Origin of the sequence: Streptomyces telluris, from assembly GCF_024519335.1 — a bacterium.
GTDB lineage: Bacteria > Actinomycetota > Actinomycetes > Streptomycetales > Streptomycetaceae > Streptomyces > Streptomyces telluris.
In genome coordinates, this window is sequence record NZ_JANIID010000043.1 from 1 (window position 1) to 20195 (window position 20195).

Consider the following 20195-nt stretch of genomic DNA (forward strand, 5'->3'; position numbering starts at 1 on the left):
AGATCATCGTGGTCGAGCTCCAGGACCCCGACGTCACCCCCGAGCGGCTCATGGGCGAGGAGCGGCACGGCGAACAGGTGCGCGGGGAGCGGATCGGGGCGCTGCATGCGGCGCTGCTGCGGACGATGGCGGAGCACCGGCTGAATACGTGCATCACGTTCCATCACCGGACGATAGAGGCGCAGGCGTACGCGGAAGGGCTTCCGCGGGTTGCGGCGAAGCTGCATGCCGATCAGCCGGAGACGTACCCGGCGCGTATCTGGGCGGACTGGCTGTGCGGGGAGCATCCGGCCGCGCGTCGGCGGGAGGTGCTGGGCGGTTTCGGCACCACCGCGCGGCGGGCCGTGCTTTCGAATTGTCGCGTTTTGGGCGAGGGCGTCGACATCAGAGCGGTGGACTCAGTAGCCCTGTTGGACCCGAAGGGCGCGCCGCATGACATCGTGCAGGCGATCGGGCGGGCGCTGCGGCAGAAGCCCGGGAAGGGAAACTGGCGTCGTTGATTGTTCCGGTATTCCTCCAGCCCGGAGAACAGCCGGAAGACATGTTCACCTCGGCCTCTTACCGGCCTTTGGTGAAGGTATTGGAGGGTCTTCGGGCTCACGACGAAGAGGCGGTCGAGCTCCTCGCGATTCCCCAGGAGCCACAGAAGGATATCGCGCAGCCGTCCGTGTATATCGGAACGGAGCCGGAGGAAGGCGCAGAAGAAGCCCGGCTGCTGCTGCGCTTTGCCGCCCCCCGCGACCCGGTGATGGTCGCCGAGTCGGTGTCGTTCAACGTGATCGACACCGAGCGGCAGGACTGGGCGCGAGGGTGGGCGAAGCTCAAAGCGTTCGTCGAACGCGAGCAGCACGCCAGAGTGCCATATGGACACAAAGAGGGCGCAACTCCCCTTGGGCAATGGGTCGCAGAACAACGACGGGCGTACGCGGCCGGGCAGATGACCGGGGTACGGGCACGCCGGCTGGAGCAGCTCGGGATGGTCTGGAGTGTCGCGGACGAGCGGTTCCAGGAGAACCTCGAAGCTGCGCGGGCGTACTGCGAGGAGCACTGGACGCTGTGTGCACCGCGGACCGCTACGGCGCTGGACCGGCCGTTGGGGCAATGGTTGTCCAACCTCCGCCGGCCCGGTGCGCTCGACAGTCACCCCGAGTGGGAGCAGGCGCTGCGTGAGGTGGACGAGGACTGGAACCCCGCCTGGCCGGCGGACTGGCAGCGCCACTACGCGGCCGTGCGCGAGCTCCTCGCCGGTGAGGACCAGGCGCAGGTTCTGCCCGGCGTCACCGTCCACGGGATGGACGTCGGCAGGTGGCTCCAGAAGCAACGCCGGCATGCCGTCTGGCAGGGGCTGACGGACGGGCAGCGCGAACGCCTGCAGAACCTGGGCATCGAGCCGCTGCCCCCCGAGCAAGCGCCCGCCAAACCGTCCAGGGGCGGCGCTGGGGCGTTCGAGCGGGGCGTTGCCGCCCTGGCCCAGTACAAGACGCGCACGGGCTCCCTAACCGTCCCCAGGGGCCACGTCGAGCGGCTGGAAGACGGGACAGAGGTCAAACTCGGGGTATTCCTGTCCAACACCAGGACCCGGCGGGGGAAGCTGACTGCCGACAAGCTGGGCGCGCTGGCCGCCCTCGGGCTGGAGTGGGCGGCGGCCTGACGGCTGCCGGACGGGACCCCGGGCACGCTGGGCGGGCCCTGGGATCTTTCGCTGCCCCCGGGGCCCGCGACATCGCACTGGAGTGCGTGCAGGCCCTGGGACCCCCGGGCACTCCCCCGAGTTCCTGCGAGGGGCTACGGGGCCGTCGCCGTTCTCCGGCTCGACCGGGCCACCTGACCCTGGTGCCGGTGCCCGGAGGGGGTCTCTCCTTCAGGCACCGGCACACGGGGTTCGTGCACCCACCCGGCCAACGACACACCGCCGGGCGATGTCACGGCGGGGGCCGCGAGCGTCAGCCGCTGATGGTGCGCAGGTACGCCAGCGTCTCCCGGGCGGCCTGCTGGTTGCCGTCTTCCCCGGCTGCTTCGGCCAGGCGCTCCAGCTCTTCCATGAGGCCGGCGATCCCGCCGAGGACGACGAGGGGAACGGGCACGGTCTGGACAGCGGCCAGGGCGGCGCGGGCGCGGGCGGCTGGCGACTGCAGGTCGGTGTCGTCGTCGGCGGGGATCAGGGCGCGACGGCCACGCCCCAGACCGGGCGCAGGGGCGGGGGCGGGGTTCGGGATGCTCACCCGCCCAGTCTCCCGCCCCACCCTTCACCGGGCGGCGCCTGGGGTGGGGCGCGGCCGTGCCGACCCGGGCGTCCCCGGGTGGCAGTCCCCTCGGCGTCCTGCGGGGGTGTATCGCCCCATGACAGCGCCCGCTCCGTCGTCCAACGCCCGCAGCAGCGAGAACACACAGAACTGAGACAGTGTCACTGTCACCAGGCCGACACACCGCAATGCCCGTCAGCGCCGGTAGCGGCGTGCTGCGGTGTCTTCGCTGACGCCCAGTGCCGCGCCGATCGCGGCCCAGCCGTCGCCGGCGGCGCGGTCGGCGGCAACCGCGGCCGCGACCGCCGCGTGGGCCGCGTCCAGCAGACCGAGCGCGGCGCGGGTGTACACGGCGCCGGGCCCGCCGGAGTCCGGGCGCGAGTGGTCCCGCCCCGCTGGCTGACGCCAGGCCGGCTCTGCCGCCTCGGCATCTGCCAGGACACCGGGCTGATGCGGCTCTTGCCTGGGCATGCTCGCGCGCTGCTGGACCAGCGCGCTGCTCTCCGTGCCGGGACAGCGGGACGGCTGTCAGCCCAGGAGGCCGATCTGCCGCAGCAGCTCGGCCTTGTTCCAGTGGTCGACCTCGTGAGTGATACGGCCATCGGCGCCGAAACTCACGACGCTGATGCCGTTAATGTCGAAGGATTTGCCGACGAGGGACTGTTCCATTCCCAGGACCGGCAGGTCCTTGCGGAAGGTGGCTGCCCACTGCCACTCGATGACCTCGAAGGTGGGGGCGGAGAAGTGGTTGATGACGGTGACGTTCATCTCCGGAACGGCGTCGACGATCTGCTGGAAGTAGTCACCGAGGGCCTGGTGGCCGCGGATCTCGACGCCGAAGCTGCGGTCGAGCATCACGCCGTCTTCAGCGTAGAAGCCGAGGCTCTCCTCACGGGAGAAGGGCGGCGTCCACAGGTCGCACCAAACCTTTGCGTAGGCGGCGCGGTCCGGGTGGATAGTGATGGCGGTCATTCCGGTTCACTCCTCGACGTCGTGATGGCGGCGCGGGTGGTGACCTTCAAGTGGAGGTCGTCGGGGTAGAGCATGAGGTGGGTGCGGGGCCGGGGCTGGTGGCACGGGGCGGGGGTGAAGTGCCAGCGGGCGGTCAGGGTGGCCAGGGCGAGAACGGCTTCGGTGATGCCGAACTGGTCTCCGACGCATTTGCGGCCGCCGCCACCGAAGGGGATATAGGCACCCCGTGGCGGAGGGCAGCGGGGATCAGCCCACCGGTCGGGGTCGAAGCGTTCGGGGTCGGGGTACTGACTGGCCAGGTGGTGAACGAGATAGGGGCTGTAGATGACGCTGGTGCCGGCGGGGACGGGGTGTCCTGCCAGGTGGGTGTCGGTGGTGGCGCAGCGGGTGAAGAGCCAGCCGGGTGGATACAGGCGCAGGGTCTCGGTGATGACCTGCTGGGTCAGCGGCAGGTCGGGCAGGTGGTGATGGTGCGCGGCGCCGCCAGCGAGGACAGTGTCGACTTCGGCGTGGAGCCGGGAGGCGATCGCGGGGTGGCGGGCGAGGAGGTGAAGGGCCCAGGCGACGGTGAGGCCAGTGGTCTCGGTTCCAGCGATGAAGAAGGTGACGAGTTCGTCGCAGACCTCGTCGGTGGTCAGGGCATCTTTCGCGGGGTGTTCGCAGGTCCCTTGAGCGAGGAGGACCGACAGCAGGTCGGTTCCGCCGCCGGTGGGGGTGTGCCCGGTGATGGCGGTGTCGAGGATGGCGCGCAGGGTGCGCTGGGCCTGCCGGTAGCGCCGGTTAGCCGGGGTAGGCAGGCGGTTGAGGGCAGGGGGTGTGATCGTCTGCCGCAGGAGTCCGTGGGAGATGGTGTTCATCTCCTCCAGGGCCCGTTCCAGTGCGGGGGCGGGCAGGGTGCTGGCGAACATGGCCGCCATGAGGATGCGCGACGTGAGGCCGAGGGCTTCGGCGCGGACGTCGATGGTCTGCCCGTCGTGCCAGGAGTCCCGGAGTTCAGTGATCCGGGTGGTCATGATCTGCGCGTATCCGTGGGTGCGGTCGGGGTGGAAGGCGGGCTGGACCAGGCGGCGTTTGCGGCGATGCTGGGGGTGGAGGCTTGCCGCGAGGCTGGCGCCGATGACCTCCCGGGTCCGGTCGTACAGGAGGCCGCCCTTGTCGAAGGTCCGGTCGTCGAGCAGGACCTGCTGGGTGAGTTCCGCGGTGCACACCACGACGGCCCGGGCAGGGCCGAGACGGATCTGGACGACGTCCCCATGGGCGGGCAGGTCCCGGAGGAACTCCAGCGGGCGCCGCAGCAGGGCCAGAGCGTGGCCCAGGACCGGGACGGCGCCCGGCACACACGGCAGGGCAGGCAGGGTACCCATACCCCCCGCAGGTGCGGAACCGGGCAAAGGCGGCGTCATCTGTTCCTTATCCTCTCGGGACAGGACCGGTGGGGATGGTCAGTGGTAGCGGCCGCTGACACGTTCCCAGCGGTTGTCACCGGCCACGATGTCGTGCAGGCAGTCCAGATACCGCCGCACCTCATGGCGCTGGGCCTCGGTCAGCAGGACGTCCCAGTCACCGGCCTGCTCCTCGAGCGCCAGGACACGCTCGAACCTCTCGTGCACCATGCGTCTGAGCCGTTCGAAGGCCTGGGGGCGGGTAAGGCCGTCGCGCCGCTCCGCGATCAGCAGCAGGTTGTTGCTGCCGTCGCCAGCCTGGGCTTCCTTGTCGGCGGAGACCAAGTCGTTGGTGGCAGTAATGATCTCCGCCATGCAGTCGCGGATCTCGGCGAACAGCGGCGCGTGCCACACCACAGGCGGGACCTCGAAGTCGCCCACGACCTCGGCCATGTCGAAGATCGGGTACGCACACTTGATCACCACCAGCTGCCGCAGCGTGCTCACCCGCCCGTGAACCCGGTTGCCGACCTCGGCGACCTGCGCCGCGAAGTACTCCCGCCAGTGAACCGTCGCCCGCCCCACCCACTCCGGCGTGCGGCCCTGCCGACTCCGCCGCCAGAGATCAGCAAAGGCACGCACCCGAGGTGGCGCGTTGGCGGGGACGGAGGCGTCGGGTGCGTCGAGGACGGCTGTGAGTGCCTGGCAGATCGTCCCAGTGGCCGCCAGGTCCCGGCCGACGGGGCCATCGAAGACGTCATCGAAAGGGGTGAACACCCAGCCCACGTAGTCGGCGGCCAGTTGCAGCCGCTCCGCGGGCGCCTCGGGATGCCACCAGGCGGCGCTCTCCGCCAGCAGCCACCGAGCGTACCGGTCCGCGTTCAGGAGCCTGTCGCCGACGAGGCCAAACGACTCCATCCAGGCCACAGCACCCTCACGCACCTCACCGAGATGCGGGTTCACGGCGCGGACCGGCCACGGACAACCGAACTCGACGGCCTGCAAATGCATGCGCGCATCCCACCCACCCCGCTCGGTGAGCGCCCCGCCCCGGCTGTCGAACAACTCCGTCAGACTTGGCCCCTGTGCTGCTGACACCTTCGACAACGCCTCCTCCTGTGCCACAGCGATACACCGTTTCGCGAACCGCACGGACCGGATCGACAGCCAGTCCCTACCCAGAGCAGACGTTCGGACGCCAGACTTTCAAGACATCCGATAGCAACTCAGATGCTCTCGGGTGCTCTGTGGAAGCACAGGCCAGCGGGCTACGCGTCGACGGATACCCCCCCCCCGGGGGCGCGCAAGGGCCGCAAGCCGCCAGGTAGGCCGGAAAGCTGGAAGGAGTAGCGGCCAAACACGTTGATGCGGTGGCGGACGAACGAGGGAAGACGGGAGACGAGCTCGTCACTGACGCCAAAGTCCCCCCGAATAGCGCGGGGTCGCAACACTACTTCTTCACCAGTCGACAGCCCCGGCTGGACCGAGGAGCAGCAGCAACAGGTAGCTGCTCTATGGGCCCGTGCGCTGGAACTGTCGATCGCCGTCGGCACGCACCCCTTCTGGAGCACGGTGGCGCAGGGGAAGGTGGCCGAGGCGCGGATGGCCCTCAGGCGCGTGCACGAGCCCGCCGGCGACGAGGCCGCGGCCGACGGCACGGCGGCTGCGTAGCCCCGGTCATGGACGGACAGTTCCAGGGTGCGCTGGCGAGCGCGCCGGACGCCATCGGGGTGACCACCGGCCTCGCCGCCGAGCCCGCGGCGAGGCTGGGGACGCGTGCCGGGACATGAGCCGGGCCGTGATGCTTTGGCACCCCTCCTCGGCCCGAAGGCCACGGCCGGGGCCGGCCCTCACACGCCGGCATGGCTGCCCACCCACCTGCACCTGGCCGCCGAGTCGGCCGCCGCCGCGCCCGCAGAAACGTGCGCGATTACGAGAGGCTCATCTCCGACAGCGAAGCCCACCTCACCTGGTCCATGATCACCCTCATGGCCCGCCGCCTCACCCGCCCATCCCGGGCGCCCCATCGCACCGTGAGCACAGGCCCCGTCCCGTCGGAGCAGGCCATCCGACCCCCAGCCCTCGTGACCAGCACAGCAATCGCGCTGACAGAACCAAGGGCGACTGCGAGCGGCCCACAGCCCGGCCGGTACCAAGGAGACACCCCCCGCACGCCGGGGCCGGCCCTACCCGGGGAACTGCAGGAAGGCCGCCTGGACCCGCAGCAGGTGGGTGTCGGGATGGGTTTCCTCATAACGGTCCAGGACCTTCTGCCAGCGGCCGGCGCCGAAGTCCTGGCAGGCCTGCGCATCCTCATCCATCCCGCAGGCCATCGCGAGCTTCGCGCCCTCGCGCACGGCCTCCTGCTTCGTGGCGTACACCCATACGTCCAGCCGCCCGCTGCCGCTGTACCCGCGGTGTGCCATCGTCCACACCGCCGGATCCCGCGTGGTCTCCACCCGCCCGTCCGGCCGGTACAGACGGGAAGAAATCTGCTGCCTGATGAAGCGGGAGTAGTCAGCCACCCCGGCACTGTATTGCCCGCCCATCCGCGTCACAGGCGTACTGCCAGAAGCCACCCGCACCGGACGCGGCCCCTCCCCGGCACTGGCCCGCCGGACAGCGGCCACCGCACACGGCTACCGGCCCCGGCCGGCCCTTCGGACCCGCGGCCCGCCCCGGCCGCGCAGGGTGACGCCGGCTTCCAGCAGGACGCGGTGGACAAATCCGTAGGACCGCCCGGTGGAACGGGTCAGGTCCCGGATCGAGGCACCGTCCTCATACAGCGCCCGCAACTCGGCACCGATCCGCCGACGCTGATCGGCGTCGTAGTGCTTGCCTCCCTCCAGCGACGGCGCATCCCGCCCGGCACCGGCAGCCGCATCCCCCGGCACCCAGACACTGCGCAGCGTCGCGCCGGCCTCCAGCAGCAGACCCCGGACATAGGCGTGGGAACGGCCGGTGACACGGGTCAGTTCCCTGATGGACGCCCCACGCTCATAAAGCTCCCGCAGCTGGGCGCCGACCAGCAGGCGGGTACGGGCGTCATAGCGTCTGCCCTTCTCCATGAGCCTGCTCCCAGCCGTTCCTCACCGGGCCCGGGCGGGGTCCCGGCGTCACCAGCATCGTGCGGCACACGCCCCGGCGACGCATGCCGAGGTGCCACAGGGCACGCCATTGCCTGGCCTGAGGCCTTACCGCGTACTCTGCGGGACTGCGGTCAAGGGGCGCGGGCACACAGCCTCCAAGCGGGTTACTCCGGGCGGACCTGCGCCGCCTGCATGCCCTTCTGTCCATGTTCGACGACAAACGAGACGGTCTGGCCTTCCTTGAGGGACTTGAAACCATCAGACTCGATGGACTTGAAGTGCACGAAAAGGTCGTCACCTCCCCCTTGCGGGGTGATGAAGCCGAAGCCCTTCTCATCGTTGAACCACTTCACCACGCCGGTTTGCCGCTCGGGCATATCCACCTCAAAGCCTTGTGGGCGACCCAGTGTCGCCGAATCGATCCTGGCATGCAGGGGCCGGTCGTACACAGGGTCTCGCCTACTACGGCCATGCTTCTCCGTCGGCGGACCGGGCGTAGTCGCCAACTATGACGCTCACATCCGCCACCCGAAGCACTCACTCGCCAGCTGAAGTGCTCAGCTTGCAGCGCCCTGACGTGCAAGAACGTCCCGCGCCTCCGTTGGTGCCCTCGCGGCCGCGAGGGCGCGGACCGCTCGATCCAGTGCCCTGACCTACAGAGTGCCCAATCCGCCAACTCGACCGCTCAGCCGCCGGGTGGAGCGCTCAGTCACAACTGAGCCGAAGCACGGTAGTTGTCACCATCGGCACCAGCTGGCCTGCGGCTTCGAGCGCGCAAAGCACAGTGGTTGTCACCAATAATGCATTCGACTTGTCACAAGTGCTCATTCGGCAGCCTTTCTGTCACCAGTACCGGAGATCGGGAGGGGTACAGGCTGACCGTGCACTGGTCGTAGTCGCCACGGAACCGAGAGGCCCTGCCCGTACGCGGTCATGAAGGCGGATTGGTAGAGGGCGGCGGTGCATTCGCAGCCGGACTGGCTGGCGGCGTGGCGTCAGGAGTTGCGAGGTGCCGCTGGAGATCGACGTGCCGGAACTGGTAGACCGACCCGACTTGCCGCAGCACGCCGCGATTTCGGTGGGCGTCGTCGAGGAACGCCAACACATTCCACGGCATCCTCCAAAAGAGGATCAGGTAGAGGCGGATCAGGATGAAGCGTCCAGAGGCGGTGCGGTTCAGCGCGAGTGCCAGGCCGAGGATGCATCCAACCCAGAATCCGAAGCCGCTTCCCAGGAACACGAGATGGTCGCTCAGCGCCAGGTACTCGTCGGTTCCGGTGTGACCCAGCGCGATTCCAGGGCCGAGGAAGAGGCTGCCTGCAATGACAGGTACGAGAAGAATCTGCGCGAAACTACGCTGGTCTTCGCGCAGCAGGGTAATCGGCGATGCAGCAGTTCGGGCATCGGCGGATAGCGCCGTCAGCCCGGTGGTGATGGTGCAGATAGACAAGGCGATAGTGGCCCATGAGAGCCCGGCCAGTCGGCCGTAGCCCAGTCCGACAAACACTCCGGTGGTGAGCGAGCAGAGCAGGCCCAGAGCGAGAGTACGCAGATTGAAGGACCAGCGGAGGCGTCGGGCAGGGACGGAGCGGCTTCCGAGCCGTGCGACACCGCCAACGATGAAGCCGAGTGCGATGTAGATCGACGCGCTCGCCACGCCGGTGGGCCAGTCAAGGAACAGCAGCCACCAGTCTTCCGGAGGGTAGGCATGATCCGCAAGAGGGATCGGCAGGACGACGGCGAGGAAGTTTGGAAAGACACCGAAGCCACGTAGCCACTTGCCTACCGGATTGTCGCAATGCACCCCGCAGTCGCCGAGGAAAGGGAAGTAATAGTCCCCGAGGAGCCAGGCGGCACGGCCCGCGGTTGAGAGCACGAGCGTGAACAGGCCGACTACGGATCCGATGACCGCTGCGAGCACCGGGGCAGGCAACGCGTATCGGAGTTCCCACCAAGCGATGTCCACCGTCCCGTGCCGTCTGCGTTCCAGGTGACGGGCGACCTTGCGCAAGATGTGTTCGGCGCGGGCGGATGTCCAGGGGGCGGGGTGGATCGAGTGCGGGCGGAAGGCTGCGGGGATGAAGGCGTTCAGCAAATGTGTACGCAGCGCGGTTTCGCTGGGGAAGCGGCCGGTGTCGCAGAGATCGGCGGGGTCGGGCAGATAGGGGCCAGCTTCGTCGGGGCGTGGGTTGTAGATGGTTCGGGCCAGGAACAGTGCCAAGGGCGTGGCAAGCACTGTGGTGAGCGGGGACGGTTGGGTCATTCGGTCGAGGACTGGGTTCCAGCGATCGGCGGCTGGAGTGCCCTCGCCGCCGGCGTCTCGGCGCAGGTAGGCGGCGACGGTGCCCAACACGAGTGGCTCAAGGACGATGCCCGCGGCGCCGTTGAGGCGCTGAGGGACACCTGTGTCGGGGCGCAGCGCCTCGCCGTACTCGGTGCTCCGAGACGAGAGGACCATGGTCGGCCCGGGGGAAGGGCGGCGTTGATGGCGGCGAGCGCGGTGCTGCGGCTGGACGGCGCGAGTTCGTCCAGCCCGTCCAGGATCGGAAGGATCAATCGGTTGTCCAGCAGGGCCCGGGCCGCGTTCCGCCCGCCGAACCCGGTGGGGTGTTGGCTCAGCGCCGGGTAGTCGGCCCTGAGCCGGTTCGCCATCCAGGTATCCAGGCTCTGCCCTGGGTTCCATGAGGCGAGCGGGAATATGACCGGAACGGGGCCACCGGGGCTGCGTCGGTCGAGCAGGCCGAGCAGGAGGACGACGAGCAGCATGGTCTTGCCAGCGCCGGGTTCACCCAGGACGAGCAGGCGGCTGCCTGGGGAGCGGCAGGTGAAGACGTCAGTGATCTCGGTGTCGGCACCGACAAGGTCGTCAGGGCGCGTGGCCCACTGGCCCTGCGGGGCATGTCGGTTGGCCATCTGGAGGAGCAGGGACCAGGGCTCCACCAGGTTCTCGTCGGCGGGGCGCCAGGACACGGGCAGCGGGTAGGGATCGTTCAGCCGCCGCAGCCGTGCCTCGGCTTCCCACTGACCACGTACCGCCAGCGCCAAGGAGTCCGCGATGCCGCCGACCTGCAGGCCGCCCACATACTCACGCCGATCGGCTCGGTAGCCGAGCCAGGAGACCGCGAGCGCCGCCGTGCCGACGATCACCCCCATTGCACCGAAACCGACGCCGAGCACTTCGTGGAACCTGTCGGGAGAGCCATGCAGCTCGGGTACGGCCCACCACAAGCCGGCCAGACCCGAGCCCGCCGACACCACACCGACTACCCACAGCACCTGTTGGAGCCACGAAATCCCCCTCCACATGCACGGCATCGTGTCCGATACGCACAGCGAATTTCGGGCACTGGTCCGCAATCAACCCAAAAGGGTGGCAGAGCGAGGAGCTGCGCCGGGCGGTGCGACATGAAGCACGGCTTCGGGGCCCGCCGTAGCTGTGCCGCATGTCAGTGGGCCCGGGCGCGCGCGCCGCTTCGTCCAGCGCTGTACGCAGGTGGGTGACGGGCAAGGTGTCGTTGCAGCGGCGGGTGTCGGCGACTGCGTCGGCCAGGTGCTCCAGGCCGGCCGTATCGAGCACAGGCGCGTGCGCCACGATCTCCAGGGCCGGTGGTTGGTCTCCCGGAGTGCGCTTGCCGGGGTTGCCGCGGGCCGCCGACTCCTCCTGGTTGCGTGCAGGTTGACCCGTCTCATCGAAGTTTGAATCGAAGTTTGATCAGTCTCACCGAAGTCTGACCGGCCCTGCAGCTGCACACTCGGCTCAGCCGACAGGGCGGTCGGGCTGGGGCCAGGGCCCCTCGAAGGCCGGCCCGCAGTCGTCGGGCAGATGGACCACCACCAACGCGGCCGCCTCCCGCGGCGTAAGCGACTCGCCCAGGATGCCGCCCACGCGCAGCGGCGCGTAGACGATGCACGATTGCGCGTCGCCCGCGATGTAAGGCAAGTCGTTGCTCCACGGGAACTGCGTGTTCCGGTGAAAGGTGAGCGTCCCGTGGCTCGGGAACGGGTACAGGGCCCGCAGCCGGGGTTCTGCGTAGGCGGCCGCTACGACCGCAGGCTCCCCCCGCCGAGCCCCAGGGTGCCCCTCCAGTATTCCGCGCCAGGTCTTCTCGGCAACCGTCTCTTCAGTCATCTCGTGATCATGAAGGCTGGGCTCGGCCACGACAACCCGCTCCACCTCGGCGGTCACACTTCGATGAGACTCACCAAAGTTCGCTGAGACAGGTCAGGTACCGGTTTTACGGCCGTAAAACACGGCGCCACGCACTCCACCGAGCCCACGTCGAGGTGATGCAGCGTGGCCACCAGTCGCCGCGACCAGGCCCGCTCATCCTGCGGCGCCCAGCCACGCCCAGGCGCGGTCGTCCCAGGCCTGGGCAGAACGGGCACCGCGGCTGCGGAGCCGGGCCAAGTCCGTCCGGAGGGCCATAACCGTGCTGCAAGTGCGGACGCGGATGTGGGTCGAGCGGACACCCGTCACACCATCCAGGGCACGGCCCCACGTCGCGCAGGCCCGCTCGATGTGCCCTTGAGTGAACTGGGCGTGGCCCTGAGCAGCAGTGCTCAGTGCGGCGATCCGCTGATGCTCGGTGCCGCCGCAGTAACGGCCGCGCCGCCCAGCGGACCTCAGCCTTGGCGTGGTCCCCGGCCTGCATGAGGTGCAGCCGACAGGATCTGAGGCTGCGGGCTGTGAGCAACAAGGCCCCGTCCCGCACCAGCTACCCCAACACACACCAACACCCCTCCACCCCAGCGAAGCAATGACAAGATCACCAAAATACCTTCGAAAGGCAGACGCCAGGGCGCGGCAGAGCCTCTGATTCAGCTGGACCCGCCCCGCCTCGGTCTCTTGGCGCAGGCACACTGCCCAGACCAGTGAGCAACGCCGGAACACAGTGCCTCCAGGCCTGCAAGTGGGCGCGCTCCGGGGGCGCCTTAGCGGATGACCGGGATGCTTCTGGCGCCGGTACTGACGGGCACGGCCGGCCACCCGGTGCAGTCAGAGCGCCCGAGGCCCGGTAACCGACAAGGAACCGCCAGCCAGCCAACTACCCGCCAGCGCACAACAGCTGCTGCACGACAGGCGCGGCCGTCGCCGTCCAGGGCCGCACGGGGCCCGTGCAGGTACCGGGCTGACCCGGCGGCCGGCACTGCGCGCTCGCGGGGTACGGCGGTCTCAGCCGGCGCCACACTGCCATCCATGACCGGGCCCGGTCATCCACGGTCATCCAGGGCCTGGAGAAAGCGGGCACCATGGCCGCGGAGCCGGGCCGGGCCTGCCCGTAGAGTCTGGGGCCGGCAACACCACCACTACCCGGATCCCTCACCCCTGCGGGACTCACCATTACCTTCTTGGTGGCCCCGCAATGGGGCGCCCGGCCTCTGGAGTTGGCATGACTTTCTCCCCCTGTCGAACACATGGCCTGGGGGGTGGTGTCACCAGCTCCGGAGGCATCGACAGACCGCTGATTAGGGGCATGACCACCGGCTTCTTCGCAGGTCGGGAGGCTCTTCGTTGTGGATGTGGCGATCGGTGCCGTCGGATTGGCCGGGCGAGGACGACCGAAGGACGCACGTGATCGACGTCAGTGACATCGGCGCCTTCCTCGGCCTGGACGTCGGCAAGGGTGAACACCACGCCACCGCCGTCACCCCGACCGGGAAGAAAGCCTTCGACAAGCGGCTGCCCAACAGCGAGCCCAAGCTCCGCGAGGTGTTGGGGAAACTGCAGGCCAAGCACGGAACTGTGCTCGTCGTGGTCGACCAGCCCGCATCGATCGGGGCTCTGCCACTGGCGGCCCGGGACATGGGCTGTCCCGTTGCCTACCTGCCCGGCCTGACCATGCGGCGGATCGCCGACCTCTACCCAGGTGAGGCCAAGACCGATGCCCGCGACGCGTTCGTCATCGCGGACGCGGCCCGCGTCATGCCGCGCACGCTCCGCTCGGTCGACCTCGAAGAGGACACCATCGCCGAGCTGGAGATGATCGTCGGCTTCGATGACGACCTGGCCGGCGAAGCCACCCGCATCAGCAACCGCCTGCGCGGGCTGCTGACACAGATCCATCCGTCGCTGGAACGGGTCCTGGGCCCCAGAGTGCAGCACCCGGCCATGCTCAAGCTCCTCGGCCAGTTCGGCTCCCCCGCTCAGATCCGCAAGGCCGGACGTCGGCGGCTGGTCAGCCTGATCCGGCCGAAGGCCCCGCGGATGGCCGAACGGCTGGTCGAAGACATCTTCACAGCTCTGGACGAACAGACCGTCGTCGTTCCCGGCACGGACGCGGCCGCGCTGATCGTGCCGAGCCTCGCCGGATCACTTCAGGCGGTCCTTGACCAGCGGAAACTCCTGACCGCCAGGATCGAGGAACTGCTGGAGTCCCACCCTCTTTCGAAGGTCCTGACGTCCATGCCGGGGATCGGCGTCAGGACCGGAGCACGGATCCTCATCGGCGTCGGCGACGGGTCCAGTTTCCCGTCCGCCGCCCACCTCGCCGCCTACGCCGGCCTTGCCCCGGCGACCCGGAGCCCGGGCTCCTCGATCCGCGGCGAACAACCCTCCCGGAGGGGAAACAAGCAGCTCAAACGCGCCTTCTTCCTGTCCGCGTTCGCGGCCCTGGCCGACCCGACCTCCAGGACCTACCACGACAAGAAGATCGCCCAGGGAAAGCACCACACCCAAGCCCTCCTCTGCCTCGCACGACGCAGAGCTGACGTGCTCTTCGCGATGCTCCGCGACGGCACGTTCTACGAACCCCACCCCGCCCCCACAGGTTGACGAAACCCATAGGGGCGCCCCCCGGCACCGGCACACACGAGCCAACGGCATACCCCGAACTGCGTCAGAGTCGAAGCTCACGTCCGCCGGAGACACCTGTCGGCGGAGGTCTCCTGCGGGCCGTGCTTTGTCTGTCGCCTGGGCCGGCTGGTGGCGGCCGAGGTCGTCACCAGCCGGTTCTCACTTCTTCTCTCTATGGGTCACTCTCGCCTGGTTATGAGGCGTTCTCCGTTTTGCTGGCGGAGCAGGTGCTTTCGATGACCTTCTTGGAGCTGTATTCGCCCAGGCAGACCTTGTAGCGGATCCACCCGTTCTCGGGGAGGTTGAGGTTGTGGTCGACCTTCCCGTCTCCGTCGGAGCCGGAGTGGTTCCACAGCTTCAGCGGCAGCCCGTCGGACCGGTCCCCGGTGACAACGACCGAGTGGCCGTCGGCCTTGTTGTCCCAGATCAGCATGTGGTCGCCCTCCTTGATGAAGGACGCCGACCCGGCACAGGTCGTGTAGTTGTCGCTGGTGCACCGGTCGCCCACGTGCCGGGTCGCGGCGGCCTGCGCGATGGCCGGGGGAATGCCGACCGCGACAGCGGCGGTGAGCGCGGAAACCGCTAGAGCCCATTTCCTGGCGTTCATCTGATTTACCCTCCTGCGACGTTGTCCGAGGGACGAGTGGCGTGTGGTGCGCCTCCGGTCCCTCGGTTGCGGGATCTGTCCATGTGGGATCGGGACATCTGGTGACGTCTGTGCAGAGCGTGGCGTCAGTGAGCTTCAGGGCGGCTTCAGGGTGACTTCAGAGTGGCTTCAGGCCACGGTCCTGTTGCCGTTGCCGTAACGCTGTCAGGGCGGTGGCCAGTAGGGCGTCCCCGTCCAGGGCTGCGTACGCCGATGCCGCCTCGGTGTATGCGGCCTTGTCGGCTTGTTCTGCTGCCTGCCGGGACAGTTCGCCGGACATGGTCGGCTGGAAGATGCGCAGGTAGCGGAAACGTTCGGCCAGGGCGATCAGCCGTGTTCCCGACCTGGTGCGGCGCGTGTTGCCGGTACGTCGGCCGTGGTCGAGGTCGGTCATGCCGAGCGCGAGCAGCAGCGCACCGCACAGCGGAAGGTTCGCCGGCGCCCGCTCCGGGCGGGAGGGCGTGGTGGCGGGGGGTGCCAGGAGGGTCGGCAGGCGGTCCTGGAGGGTGCGGGTGAGGTCCTCGACGAGGCCGGGGCGGCTGTACCGGGCGTGGGCGGTCACGGCGGCGGCCTGGACCTCCAGGGCCCAGGGCTCCAGGTCCGTTTCGATGTCGAAGACCGGGCCGGTGCTGCTTCGTGCTCCTTCGGCGGCCCGGCGCCACAGGCGCAGCCCGGTTTCGGTGTCGCCGCGGGCGAGTGCGATCTCGGCGCGTATGCCGAGGCCGGGTGAGCGGACGTCCGGTGTCTCCTGCGGCTGGGTCAGCGTCGCCTGTGCGACCCAGTGCTCGGCGGCGTCGAGGTCGCCGGTGTGCAGGTGGGCCAGTGCCATGCCCCAGCGGATCCCGACCGGGTCACCGTGGACGCCGAGCTTTTCCAGGGTCTGCAGTGCCGAGTGCAGGTGGTGCAGTGCCTGGTGGCCCTGTTCGGCGCGCAGGCACAGTCTGGCCATCCGGGCGGGGGCCAGGACCTGGATCCACGGGATGCGCAGGCCTTTGAAGGCCTCGAGCATCCGCTGGGCCGCTGACAGTGCACGCTCGGGGTCGCAGGCGTTCTCCCACACGAGGCTGGCCGCGCAGTTGGCCGCGCCGGCGAGCAGTGGCTCGTTGCGGTCGCACAGGGCGTGCAGCACCGAGTGGTCGGGGTCCAGAAGCCGGGGTACGGCGCACAGGACGGTCGAGACGGCTCCGACCAGGGTGGCGGGTGAGGCCGGAGGCAGCCGGCGCAGGGCGACGAGGGTGCGTGCCGGTCCGGGGCCGAATCCGAGGAACAGGCTCGTGGCGCACATGGCGGCGGCGGTCCGGGTGACCTCGACGAAGCCGGGCCCGGGCCGGAAGTGGGAGAGCAGTGGCCCGGCGTCCTGGGCGAGCGGGAGGAGGCGGGCGTAATTGGCCTCGGTGGTCCACAAGGTGGCGAGCACCGCGGTGGTGGCCGCGACGGTGGCGCCGTCCTCCCGGGCGAGGCCGAGGCGCAGTGCCTGGACGAGGTTGTCCTGCTCGGCTCTGATCCGCTCCCAGGCACCGAAGGGGCCGGTCCTGCAAGGGGCGGTCCCGCAGGAGTCAGTCCCGCAAGGGTCCGTCCCGCAGGGCGCGGTCTCGCAGGGGTCGGCCTTGAAGAGCGCGTCGTGGTGCCGTATCCCGAAGTCGCGCGCCCAGGCCATGTACTGGCGGGTCACCCAGTCGTCCTCGCCTGAGCGGGCCCGCTGGGCCGTGCAGAACTCCCGGATCGTCTCCAGCATCGCAAAGCGCGCGCCGGAGGCGGTGTCCACGACCTTGACCAGTGACTGGTCGACCAGATCCGTGAGCACCTCCAGCATCTCGCCATCGCGGAACAGGCCGCCGGAGAGCTCCTCGTCATCGAGCAGCTTCCGGGCGGCGTCCGCCGTGAAGCCGCTGGGGAAGACCGACAGCGCGCGCAGCGCCGCCTGCCCTGCCCCGTCCAGGAGGTTCCAGCTCCAGTCGACGACGGCGTGCAGGGTACGGTGGCGGGGCGGGGCATCCCGCGCCCCGCCCCGCAGCAGGGCGAACCGGTCCGCCAGCCGGTCGCTGATCTCACCAACCGTCATGACCCGCACCCGCGCCGCCGCCAGCTCCGCGGCCAGCGGCAGCCCGTCCAGACGGCGGCACAGCCCGGTCACCGTGCCGGCGGGAAGCTCGGCGCCGGGGCGGGCGGCCCGGGCCCGCTGCCGGAACAGCTCAGTGATCGTCGGCAGATCCAGCTCCGGCAGCAGGTACACCGATTCGGCAGAGATGCCCAGCGGCGCCCGGCTGGTAGTGAGCACCCGCAGGTCACCGGCCACCGACACCAGGGCCTGCACCAGTTGCGCAACCCCGCCGATCACATGCTCGCAGTTGTCCAGGACCAGCAGCGCAGGCCCCGGGCCGAGCACGCCCACGATGCCGGTGAGCACATCGGCGGGGACAGCCGGCGAAAGCGTGTGCAGGCGCAGCGACTCACCGACCCCGAGAGCCGAAGCCACCTCACCGGCCACCTCCGCATCCCTGGAGATACCGGCGAGCCCGACCAGATGCACCACCCGCTGCTCCGCCTCCCGGCTCACCGCGTGCGCGAGACGGGTCTTGCCCAGGCCTCCCGGCCCGACGATCGAGGTGACCCGGGAGGCCCGCATCAGCCCCGCCACCGCGGCGATGTCGGGATCACGGCCGAGCAAGGGATTGGGGTCGTGCGCCAGCCCGTGGCGTACCGCGGGCGACGCCCCCCGCAGCAACTCCTGGTGCATGTCCTGCAGCGCGGGCCCGGGGTCGGCACCGAGCTCCTCGCGCAGCCCGCGACGATAACCCTCGTATGCAGCCAGAGCGGTAGCGGTGCCCGCGGTGGCCGCCTGGCAGCGCAGGAGTTCGAGGAGTACTTCCTCGTCCCGCGGCAGGTCCCGCACCAGGTGCGTGAGTGGTCCGGCCGCCTCGGTACGGCGGCCGAGCCGCGCGAGCGCGAGAGCGCGGATGCGTACGAGCGACCGGTATGCCGGGGCCCGTTCCGCGCGCAGCACGGATACGGGGTCACCGGGGGTCTCCCTCTCGCACCGTACGCCACTGCCACCACTGCCACCGCTGGCACCGCCGCCGGTGCCGCCGGCGTCCCACAACGCCAGGCCCGCCTCAGCCTCCGCAAGCGCCGCGACCAGGTCACCGGCCCGCAGCCGCTCCCCGCCCGCCGCGGCACGGAGCAGGACAGCAGAACTGTCGACCTGCTCCTCACCCAGCACCAGGCGGTAACCGGTCGCAGTGCCGGCGACCACACCGGCGCCGAGGAGACCCCGGGCACGCGCAACCACAGTCTGCAGCGCCTTCACCGGGTTCTGCGGTCTCCCGTCCGCCCAAAGACCATCCACCAGGAACCCCGTACTGCACCCCGTACGCAGCTCGCTCGCCAGGAGCGCGAGCAGGCCACGCAGCCTGGGCGCAGTGACCTCCTGGTCACGGTAGGAAACCCGGCACAGCAGCATCAGATCAATAGCCACCACAACAGTTAAGCAACCACCTGAGGTTGACGAGAGCCGGACGGCGGATGCGCCGGCGAGAACTCGGTCACCATGCCCAAGGCGATGACACAGGCAACGGACAAGGCGATGGCCGGGGTGCTCGGTGCAGCCGGGCGCCGCCACCATCGACCGCAGACCGGGAAGCACCGCCAGAACGGCCTGTGAGCGCAATCCGCAGATGCCGCGATCATGAAGCGAAGCGCAGAATCAATTCCAGGGAACCAGGTCTCCAGCAGTGCCGGTCGCCGGACCGGGGCCGCATTACGCGTCAAGTTCGTAGTCCGGTGAGCGACTTGGCCGTCCGACGAGTGGCGGGACGGGGCTCCCGCCTCCCCCTGGGTTAAGCAAGATCACCATATCGGCATGAAAAAATAACCCTATTTATTCCTTTTGCGAGGATTCCAGGATGTCGGTCGACCGGCCGCCCGGACTCGCGCCGATTGAGCAAACCAGACGAGTGACGCAACCGTGGTGCCCGCCCTCCCCCTCGCCTACGGCCCCTCAGGGCCGTAGGCGAGGACCGCCCCGCCCTGCCGCCCCTCCGGAAGGAACCCATGCCAGTCCCTGCCCCCTGCGACCTGACCTCACTGCCCTACGCGCAGCACCTGAAGCCCTTCACCGGCGAGCTCGAACACGCGGGCGCCTACGAATGGCTCCACTTCGACGGCCCCGTCTTCCAGGACGCGGAAGCAGGCAGTTCCCTCTTCAGCCAGTCGGCCTTCTCCTCGGCCACCTTCGATCGCGGCCGCCTGAGGCGCTCACGCTTCGACGAGGTGTGGCTGCACACCGTCCGCATGGTCGGCACCAACCTCGCGGAAACCACCTGGCTGGACAGCCAGTGCACCGCAAGCGTCTTCGCCGGCACGGAGATCCACGGCAGTGAGATGCGCCGCACCGTCTTCCACCAGTGAAAATTCGACTCGGTCAACCTGCGCGCAACCGCTCTGAGGGACGTCGCCTTCGTCGACTGCCTCCTGCGCGACGTGGACTTCAGCGGGGCGAAACTGGCCGATGTCAGCTTCCCCGGCTCCACCCTGGACCGGGCGCGATTCGACAAAGCCACGCTGACCAGGACCGACCTCCGCGAAGCCACCGCCCTGGGCATCGCCTCCGGGATCGGATCCCTGAACGGCGCAACGATCAGCACCGCCCAGTTGTTCGACCTGGCGCCCCTCCTGGCCCAGCACATCGGCCTCACCGTGAAGGACCACTGACAAGAGATCGCTGACACCGACAGGGCCCAGGGCTGCTGCCCGCCGCTGCTGACCGTACGGCTACACCCATGACGGGCTGAGGCGTAAGGGTCAGCCACGCCAGCAGCCGTTGGCGGCAGCGAAGGCCTGGAATCCGATCGCAACCATCCGCGCCGCGTCAACGAGACCGCCCGGGACGGAGTTACGCGTACATCTCGTCCTCGGTCGGGAAGCGGATCGCGCCCTCCGTGAGAACGTCCCACGCCGTCAGCGACATCTCGCGTATGCGGATCACCTCGGCGAACCCGTCGCGCTGAGCCTTCCGGGTCTTCGTGAAGACGCCCGGCACGCTAAGGCTGTGCGCCAGGTTCGCCCTGAGAA

General features: G+C 69.3%; 18 protein-coding genes and 3 pseudogenes. 6 read left to right on the top strand and 15 right to left on the bottom strand.

Annotated elements, in window-relative coordinates:
* Positions 1-500, top strand: a 500-nt coding sequence (locus NQU55_RS37300; protein ID WP_443744709.1) for a helicase-related protein, incomplete at its 5' end; no start/stop codon positions are given.
* Positions 497-1651 carry a helicase associated domain-containing protein gene (locus tag NQU55_RS32130; RefSeq protein ID WP_375790188.1) on the top strand — a complete coding sequence of 385 codons (1155 nt, stop codon included), beginning with the start codon at positions 497-499 and terminating at the stop codon, positions 1649-1651. The genes NQU55_RS37300 and NQU55_RS32130, both read left to right, overlap by 4 nt.
* 292 nt (positions 1652-1943) lie before the next feature.
* Here NQU55_RS32130 and NQU55_RS32135 read toward each other — a convergent pair whose 3' ends face one another.
* From NQU55_RS32135 to NQU55_RS32155, 5 genes are all read right to left on the bottom strand, one after another.
* Positions 1944-2222 (bottom strand): hypothetical protein, encoded by a 279-nt coding sequence (locus NQU55_RS32135; RefSeq protein WP_168096650.1) that lies wholly within the window; start codon positions 2220-2222, stop codon positions 1944-1946.
* A 216-nt stretch (positions 2223-2438) separates the two neighbouring features.
* Positions 2439-2714 carry a hypothetical protein gene (locus tag NQU55_RS32140; RefSeq protein ID WP_256791632.1) on the bottom strand — a complete coding sequence of 92 codons (276 nt, stop codon included), beginning with the start codon at positions 2712-2714 and terminating at the stop codon, positions 2439-2441.
* Between the two features lie 57 nt (positions 2715-2771).
* Complete coding sequence (locus tag NQU55_RS32145) at positions 2772-3215, bottom strand: nuclear transport factor 2 family protein (protein ID WP_168097147.1); 444 nt, start codon at positions 3213-3215, stop codon at positions 2772-2774.
* Positions 3212-4579 carry a cytochrome P450 gene (locus tag NQU55_RS32150; RefSeq protein WP_256791633.1) on the bottom strand — a complete coding sequence of 456 codons (1368 nt, stop codon included), beginning with the start codon at positions 4577-4579 and terminating at the stop codon, positions 3212-3214. The genes NQU55_RS32145 and NQU55_RS32150 overlap by 4 nt, the downstream gene beginning before the upstream one ends.
* Before the next feature lie 78 nt (positions 4580-4657).
* Entirely contained in the window at positions 4658-5722 is a 1065-nt protein-coding gene (locus NQU55_RS32155; protein ID WP_256791634.1) for a terpene synthase family protein, read from the bottom strand.
* A gap of 240 nt (positions 5723-5962) precedes the next feature.
* Between NQU55_RS32155 and NQU55_RS37345 the strand changes: the two are divergent.
* A pseudogene (locus NQU55_RS37345) lies at positions 5963-6154 on the top strand (DUF8825 domain-containing protein); the annotation flags it as partial.
* Positions 6155-6783: 629 nt separating this feature from the next.
* Here NQU55_RS37345 and NQU55_RS32165 read toward each other — a convergent pair.
* The 7 genes and pseudogenes from NQU55_RS32165 to NQU55_RS32195 form a co-directional block, all read right to left on the bottom strand.
* Complete coding sequence (locus NQU55_RS32165; RefSeq protein WP_206329867.1) at positions 6784-7122, bottom strand: hypothetical protein; 339 nt, start codon at positions 7120-7122, stop codon at positions 6784-6786.
* 114 nt (positions 7123-7236) lie between these two features.
* The gene (locus NQU55_RS32170) at positions 7237-7446 is read right to left on the bottom strand and encodes a helix-turn-helix domain-containing protein (RefSeq protein WP_168095279.1); all 210 of its coding nucleotides are present in this window, start codon (positions 7444-7446) and stop codon (positions 7237-7239) included.
* 63 nt (positions 7447-7509) lie between these two features.
* A pseudogene (locus NQU55_RS32175) lies at positions 7510-7665 on the bottom strand (helix-turn-helix domain-containing protein); the annotation flags it as partial.
* A 185-nt stretch (positions 7666-7850) separates the two neighbouring features.
* On the bottom strand, positions 7851-8063 hold the full coding sequence (locus NQU55_RS32180; RefSeq protein WP_256791648.1) for a cold-shock protein: 213 nt from the start codon (positions 8061-8063) through the stop codon (positions 7851-7853).
* A gap of 554 nt (positions 8064-8617) precedes the next feature.
* A complete protein-coding gene (locus NQU55_RS32185; RefSeq protein WP_256791636.1) occupies positions 8618-10039 on the bottom strand; it encodes a hypothetical protein in 1422 nt (473 codons plus the stop codon).
* Positions 9946-10962, bottom strand: a complete 1017-nt coding sequence (locus NQU55_RS32190) for an NACHT domain-containing protein (protein WP_256791637.1) — start codon at positions 10960-10962, stop codon at positions 9946-9948. The genes NQU55_RS32185 and NQU55_RS32190 overlap by 94 nt, the downstream gene beginning before the upstream one ends.
* A gap of 481 nt (positions 10963-11443) precedes the next feature.
* Positions 11444-11872 carry a DUF6193 family natural product biosynthesis protein gene (locus NQU55_RS32195; protein WP_256791638.1) on the bottom strand — a complete coding sequence of 143 codons (429 nt, stop codon included), beginning with the start codon at positions 11870-11872 and terminating at the stop codon, positions 11444-11446.
* 1386 nt (positions 11873-13258) lie between these two features.
* Here NQU55_RS32195 and NQU55_RS32200 point away from each other — a divergent pair.
* Entirely contained in the window at positions 13259-14458 is a 1200-nt protein-coding gene (locus NQU55_RS32200; protein ID WP_168095198.1) for an IS110 family RNA-guided transposase, read from the top strand.
* Positions 14459-14672: 214 nt separating this feature from the next.
* On the opposite strand, the gene NQU55_RS32205 is transcribed toward NQU55_RS32200, so the two are convergent.
* Complete coding sequence (locus tag NQU55_RS32205) at positions 14673-15086, bottom strand: hypothetical protein (protein ID WP_168095199.1); 414 nt, start codon at positions 15084-15086, stop codon at positions 14673-14675.
* Positions 15087-15243: 157 nt separating this feature from the next.
* Entirely contained in the window at positions 15244-18600 is a 3357-nt protein-coding gene (locus NQU55_RS32210) for an AfsR/SARP family transcriptional regulator (protein ID WP_168095200.1), read from the bottom strand.
* A 575-nt stretch (positions 18601-19175) separates the two neighbouring features.
* Between NQU55_RS32210 and NQU55_RS36980 the strand changes: the two genes are divergently transcribed.
* Together NQU55_RS36980 and NQU55_RS36985 are read left to right on the top strand one after the other, a co-directional pair.
* Positions 19176-19532, top strand: a complete 357-nt coding sequence (locus tag NQU55_RS36980) for a pentapeptide repeat-containing protein (protein WP_308402296.1) — start codon at positions 19176-19178, stop codon at positions 19530-19532.
* A gap of 15 nt (positions 19533-19547) precedes the next feature.
* Positions 19548-19835: pseudogene (locus NQU55_RS36985) on the top strand (pentapeptide repeat-containing protein); the annotation flags it as partial.
* Positions 19836-20016: 181 nt separating this feature from the next.
* Here the strand turns inward: NQU55_RS36985 and NQU55_RS32220 are convergent.
* Positions 20017-20163: a hypothetical protein gene (locus NQU55_RS32220; protein ID WP_256791639.1), complete on the bottom strand. Its 147-nt coding sequence runs from the start codon at positions 20161-20163 to the stop codon at positions 20017-20019.
* Positions 20164-20195: the final 32 nt, after the last annotated feature.

Coding starts and splice junctions, on each gene's coding strand:
- NQU55_RS32145 (WP_168097147.1), bottom strand. CDS start 3,215: ATGACCGCCATCACTATCCACCCGGACCGCGCCGCCTACGCAAAGGTT.
- NQU55_RS32150 (WP_256791633.1), bottom strand. CDS start 4,579: ATGGGTACCCTGCCTGCCCTGCCGTGTGTGCCGGGCGCCGTCCCGGTC.
- NQU55_RS32180 (WP_256791648.1), bottom strand. CDS start 8,063: ATGCCCGAGCGGCAAACCGGCGTGGTGAAGTGGTTCAACGATGAGAAG.
- NQU55_RS36980 (WP_308402296.1), top strand. CDS start 19,176: ATGCCAGTCCCTGCCCCCTGCGACCTGACCTCACTGCCCTACGCGCAG.
- NQU55_RS32205 (WP_168095199.1), bottom strand. CDS start 15,086: ATGAACGCCAGGAAATGGGCTCTAGCGGTTTCCGCGCTCACCGCCGCT.
- NQU55_RS32140 (WP_256791632.1), bottom strand. CDS start 2,714: ATGCCCAGGCAAGAGCCGCATCAGCCCGGTGTCCTGGCAGATGCCGAG.